Origin of the sequence: Albidovulum sp. (assembly GCF_049646345.1) — a bacterium.
Classification (GTDB): Bacteria; Pseudomonadota; Alphaproteobacteria; order Rhodobacterales; family Rhodobacteraceae; genus Albidovulum.
On the sequence record NZ_JBARVQ010000252.1, the window covers coordinates 1 to 4,548 of the forward strand.

At 61.8% G+C, this 4,548-nt stretch carries 5 protein-coding genes and 1 pseudogene; all 6 read right to left on the minus strand.

The window, feature by feature from the left end; genetic code table 11:
• Positions 1–250 (minus strand): gamma-glutamylcyclotransferase family protein (locus WBB85_RS05965; RefSeq protein WP_432637717.1); only part of this gene is annotated, 250 nt, incomplete at its 3' end.
• A 4-nt stretch (positions 251–254) separates the two neighbouring features.
• Positions 255–698 carry a TrgA family protein gene (locus tag WBB85_RS05970; protein ID WP_432637718.1) on the minus strand — a complete coding sequence of 148 codons (444 nt, stop codon included), beginning with the start codon at positions 696–698 and terminating at the stop codon, positions 255–257.
• Positions 699–1,913 (minus strand): class I SAM-dependent methyltransferase, encoded by a 1,215-nt coding sequence (locus WBB85_RS05975; protein WP_432637719.1) that lies wholly within the window; start codon positions 1,911–1,913, stop codon positions 699–701.
• A 123-nt stretch (positions 1,914–2,036) separates the two neighbouring features.
• Positions 2,037–2,690, minus strand: a complete 654-nt coding sequence (locus WBB85_RS05980) for a DUF2726 domain-containing protein (protein ID WP_432637720.1) — start codon at positions 2,688–2,690, stop codon at positions 2,037–2,039.
• A 135-nt stretch (positions 2,691–2,825) separates the two neighbouring features.
• A complete protein-coding gene (locus tag WBB85_RS05985) occupies positions 2,826–4,250 on the minus strand; it encodes a cryptochrome/photolyase family protein (protein WP_432637721.1) in 1,425 nt (474 codons plus the stop codon).
• Positions 4,251–4,310: 60 nt separating this feature from the next.
• Positions 4,311–4,548: pseudogene (locus WBB85_RS05990) on the minus strand (aminotransferase class V-fold PLP-dependent enzyme); the annotation flags it as partial.

A 4,548-nucleotide genomic window follows, 5' to 3' on the forward strand; every position in this document is an offset into this window, starting at 1 on the left:
CATCGCGGGTCTGATAGGCAAAGCCGCCCTCATAGAAATTCAGCCGTGCGACGTCTTCGTCACTCATATCCGTGACCAGCACGCCTTCGGCCCCCGTACCGCCCTCGGCAATCATCGGAAAGGCGCGGCCCGCGACCCAGGATACAGAATGATCGGGCAGACGGGCCGGTATCGCCTGCACGTCACGGCCCAGAACGACGCGCAACAGCGGGCCGTGGCACAGGGTGCCGTAGAAGAAGAATGTCGTCACGAAGTTATCTCCAGCGCCGCGCCGCCCATTCGGACATCAGCCCTGCCAGCGCACCGCCGATCAGAAGCACGGCCAGCACATCCCACGCAAGCGCCATGGTGGTAAAATATTCGACCGCAAGATCGAAAATCCCAACCACCGCCTCCATCGGCCCTTTATAGGCCGGCTTGAAGGCAAGGTTGAGCATCTCATAGGTCGAAAAGATCCCAAGTGCGAGAAGCGCCGTGCAGACCCCGGTCTTCAGGCCGGAATTGATCGCCATCCAGTTGCCTTTGCCAGCCTCGGGACCCATGATACGCCAGCCACATACGAGGCCGATCAACGCCGATACGAATGAGAAAAAGCCGAATTGCGTGCCTTCCGGCATATGCGGCTTGAACACCTCTGCGGCGAAAAAGGCCACCGCCGCGAATGCGAGGGCAGCGAAGAACTTGGCGGCGGTAGGCATCTAGACTGCTGGCCTCGTAACAGTGATCTGCGTTACGTCACAGTTTCCGCCGCGAAACGCGCCTGCGCAAGAGGTCAGGTAGAAATTCCACATTCTTCTGAACCGCTGATCGAATCCCATCGGCGCGATTTCATCCCATTGATCGTTAAAAACCTCATACCAGCGGCGCAACGTCTGGCTGTAGCTTTCACCAAATTCGATGGAGCCCACCAGACCCAGCCCGGCGCGACGGATCTCGTCCTGAAGAGCGGTTCGCGATGGCAGCATCCCACCCGGAAAGATGTATTTCTGAATAAAATCAACGCCTTTTCGGTAAATCTCAAAGCGCCTTTCTTGCAAGGTGATGATCTGCAAGGTTGCATTCGCACCGGGCTTCAGCCTCTCGTGCAGGGTGTGAAAATAGACCGGCCAGTACTTCTCTCCCACCGCTTCGAACATCTCGATCGAAGCAATACCGTCATAGACACCGCGTTCATCCCTGTAGTCCTGAAGCCTCAGGTCAACCCGGTCGTTCAGGCCCGCTTTCGCGATCCGGGCCCGTGCAAAGTTCAGCTGAGCCTCGGAAATCGTGAGGCCGGTGACCCGCAATCCCCGCTCTTTCGCGGCAAATTCGGCAAACCCACCCCAGCCGCAGCCGATCTCCAGCACATGATCGCCGGGCCTTGCCCCCATCTGATCGATCAGGGACGCGTATTTCGCCTGCTGCGCCGCTTCCAGACTTTCCTGCCCGGTGCGGAACAGGGCCGAGGAATAGGTCATCGTCCCATCAAGCCATTTCGAATAGAACTCATTGCCCAGATCGTAGTGATAGGCGATGTTCTTCTTCGCCTGACGGCGCGAATTGGCGCGCAAGAGGTGGCGCATCCGCTCATAGGCGCGCACCAGCCCCATGCCCGGGAACCCGTCGTAAAGCTCATTGTTGTCTGCATGGACCAGATCCATGAAGGCCTGAAGATCGGGCGAGGACCAGCCGCCTTCCAGATAGGCGTCCGAAAACCCCAGATCACCCTCGCGGATCAGCCGGGCAAAGATATCGTCGTCATGGACATGAATTTCGGCTGCCGGGCCAGTACCGGCACCTGCGGCGCGAAAGCGCCGTCCGTCCGCCAGAACGAAGTCGAGCCGCCCGTTGCGCAAGCTGCCCGCGATGCGAAACACCTGCGGAAAATAGCGCGGCAGGCCGGACTGGCCGTCGGTGGTGATGAAAACCTCCATCGTAACCTCCCGCGCCCACTATATCCCGGCCGGAGGATGCGGCAAGACAGTCGTCTTGCAGGCGCAGAAACTTCCGTTCTGCGTGGTATCCGGAGCAACGCCCCGGATCGCAAAGGACTATGGCTACCCGACCGGATCGGGGAGCACCGAAACCGCGCCTGGCGTCGCTGCGGTCGCCTGATACATGCAGTTGCGCCGAACGGCAGCGCCCAACAAGATGTCAATCTCATCCGGGCTTTGATGCCGGAATATCTCGACCAACTCGATACCTGCCAATCCGATAGCCTCACGTTTGAGCATATCCCGCTCAGCCGCCGTTCCATCCGGGTCGTGGCCCGATCCCTGATATTCGACGATCAGAACAGGTTTACCAAAGCCATTGATCACAAGAAAATCAACGCGTTTTGCATTGAACGAAGAGAAGGCCAGCTTGTCCCGGTATTTGTTGGCACCGTATCCGGAGGTTGAAAGAAACGCCCCCATGCTGACTTCCGCCAGCACACGGGCCTTGGGCGCATTGGCCGCGACCGCGTTCTCCAGCTTCACAAAAACTGCATAGGCTTCGCGGTTGATTGGCTTTCTGACAGTAATCGTCGTCCGACGCAGCGCCGACAGGCGATCATCGGTTGTCGGATCCGCGCGACGTCTGGCGTGAAAGGCTGGCTGCGGCGCAGGCACCGCCGGTCGCGCTGATCGCGCCGGGGGCTTGTCTTGACGTTTATTCCGCGAAAAAAGAACGAAGAGCCCGGCCAACAAGATGCCAAAGATAATCTCCATAGCAATTCATCCTTGCAATTAATACACGACAAACAACTTATGGTTGATTTCTTTCCGGTATGAGCGATCGGGTCAACCCCCTTTGCTCTGGAAAGCGCTCCTCCTTGCCCGTGTAAAGATGACGAGCGATGACGATCAGCCCCCGCGCGCCTTCCCAAAGCTGCCAAGCGCGGCAAGCGCCCGCGCCCTGCCTTCCGAAAGGATAACAGTTGGCTCCGGGTAATTCTCAGTTGCCGCCATGCCCGATCCGCGCGGCACGGCGCGGAAATAGCTGAGCGCCGTCATCGGCGGCGCGCCCTGCCCTTCGGCAATCCAGCACCTGCGATAGGCCCCGTCCGCATCGAATTTCGCGGCCTGTGTCGCGGGATTGAAGATGCGGAAGAAGGGGGCCGCGTCCGGGCCCGACCCCGCCACCCATTGCCAGCCCATCGCATTCGATGCCGGGTCCCAGTCGGTCAAGCAGGTGGCGAACCAGTTCAGCCCCACCCGCCAGTCGGTCAGAAGGTGCTTGGTCAGATACGAGGCCGCGATCATCCGCGCACGGTTGTGCATGCGGCCCGTCACATACATCTCACGCATGGCGGCATCGACAAAGGGCTCGCCGGTCATGCCGCGCCGCCAGCGTTCGGCATCCGCATTGTCCCCGCGCCAGGGGAAGGCGTCCCAGTCCGCGCGCCAGTTGGCGCGGTCGAGGTCGGGCGCATGATATATCAGATGCCAGGCAAAATCGCGCCAGGCGAGTTCCGAAAGGAACTTTTCGGCACCCAGCCGCCCGGCCTGCCAGTCCCGCAAAGCGGCATGCCAGATCTGACGGGGCGAAATCTCACCCCAGGCGAGGTTTTCCGAGAGGCCCGAGGTCGCGTTCAGCGCGGGGAGATCCCGACCCTCTGAGTACATGTCGAGTCGTTCTTCCAAAAACCGCCCCAGCCGTTCCCGGGCCGCTGCCTCGCCGATCACCGCATGGCGCGCGACAATCGCCGCCCCACGGTTCATCGAAGCCCCCATGGCCCAATCATCAAGCCGGTCGCCTATGGGCCAGTTGGCCGGACCCGAAAGATATGCCGGGGCGGCAAGAGGCGCGGCCACCGCCCGCCCGCGAATGGCACGCCAGAACGGGGTGAAGACGCGGTACGGCCCGCCTGCCCCGGTCTGAACCTCCCAAGGCTCAAAGAGCGTCGCGCCCGGAAAGCTTCGCGCCGCAATGCCCGCCTCGGTCAGCGCGGCCTTGACCGCACGGTCACGCGCGATGCCGTCGCGGTCATAGACCCGCTGCCAATGAACCGCCGCCGCCCCCGTCTCGGCGACCAGCGCCCGGAGCACCTCCAGCGCCGGACCGCGCCGCAGGATCAGCCGCGATCCTGCGGCTTCAAGTGCCGCCGCGAAACACCGCACCCCCTCGCCCAGCCGCCACTTTGGCGCAGCGCCCAGGGCCTCGACCGTCTCGTCGTGGATGAAGACCGGAATTACCGGCCCGCCCGTCGCCACCGCCGCTGCCAAAGCGGCATGATCGCTGAGCCGCAGATCACGGCGGAACCAAACGATCACGGGAGGTTGCGTCATACACATTCTTCTGTTCCGAAATACTCCGGGGGTCCGGGGGTTGAACCCCCGGGAGTGACGTCAAAGAACCTTGTCCAACGCCGAGATCAGCCGCGCGACATCTTCGGCACTCGTATAGTGTACCAACGACAAACGCAGGACACCCCGGTCCAGATCCACGCCCATCGCCGTCAAGGGACGCACCGCGTAAAAATCCCCGGCCCAGCAATTGATCCCGTGATCCGCCAGCGTCGCCGAAACCGGCTCTGCCGCCCGATCAAGCGCCACCGCCACCGTCGGCGCCCTTGCACCCGCATCA

Coding starts and splice junctions, on each gene's coding strand:
- WBB85_RS05970 (WP_432637718.1), bottom strand. CDS start 698: ATGCCTACCGCCGCCAAGTTCTTCGCTGCCCTCGCATTCGCGGCGGTG.
- WBB85_RS05975 (WP_432637719.1), bottom strand. CDS start 1,913: ATGGAGGTTTTCATCACCACCGACGGCCAGTCCGGCCTGCCGCGCTAT.
- WBB85_RS05980 (WP_432637720.1), bottom strand. CDS start 2,690: ATGGAGATTATCTTTGGCATCTTGTTGGCCGGGCTCTTCGTTCTTTTT.
- WBB85_RS05985 (WP_432637721.1), bottom strand. CDS start 4,250: ATGACGCAACCTCCCGTGATCGTTTGGTTCCGCCGTGATCTGCGGCTC.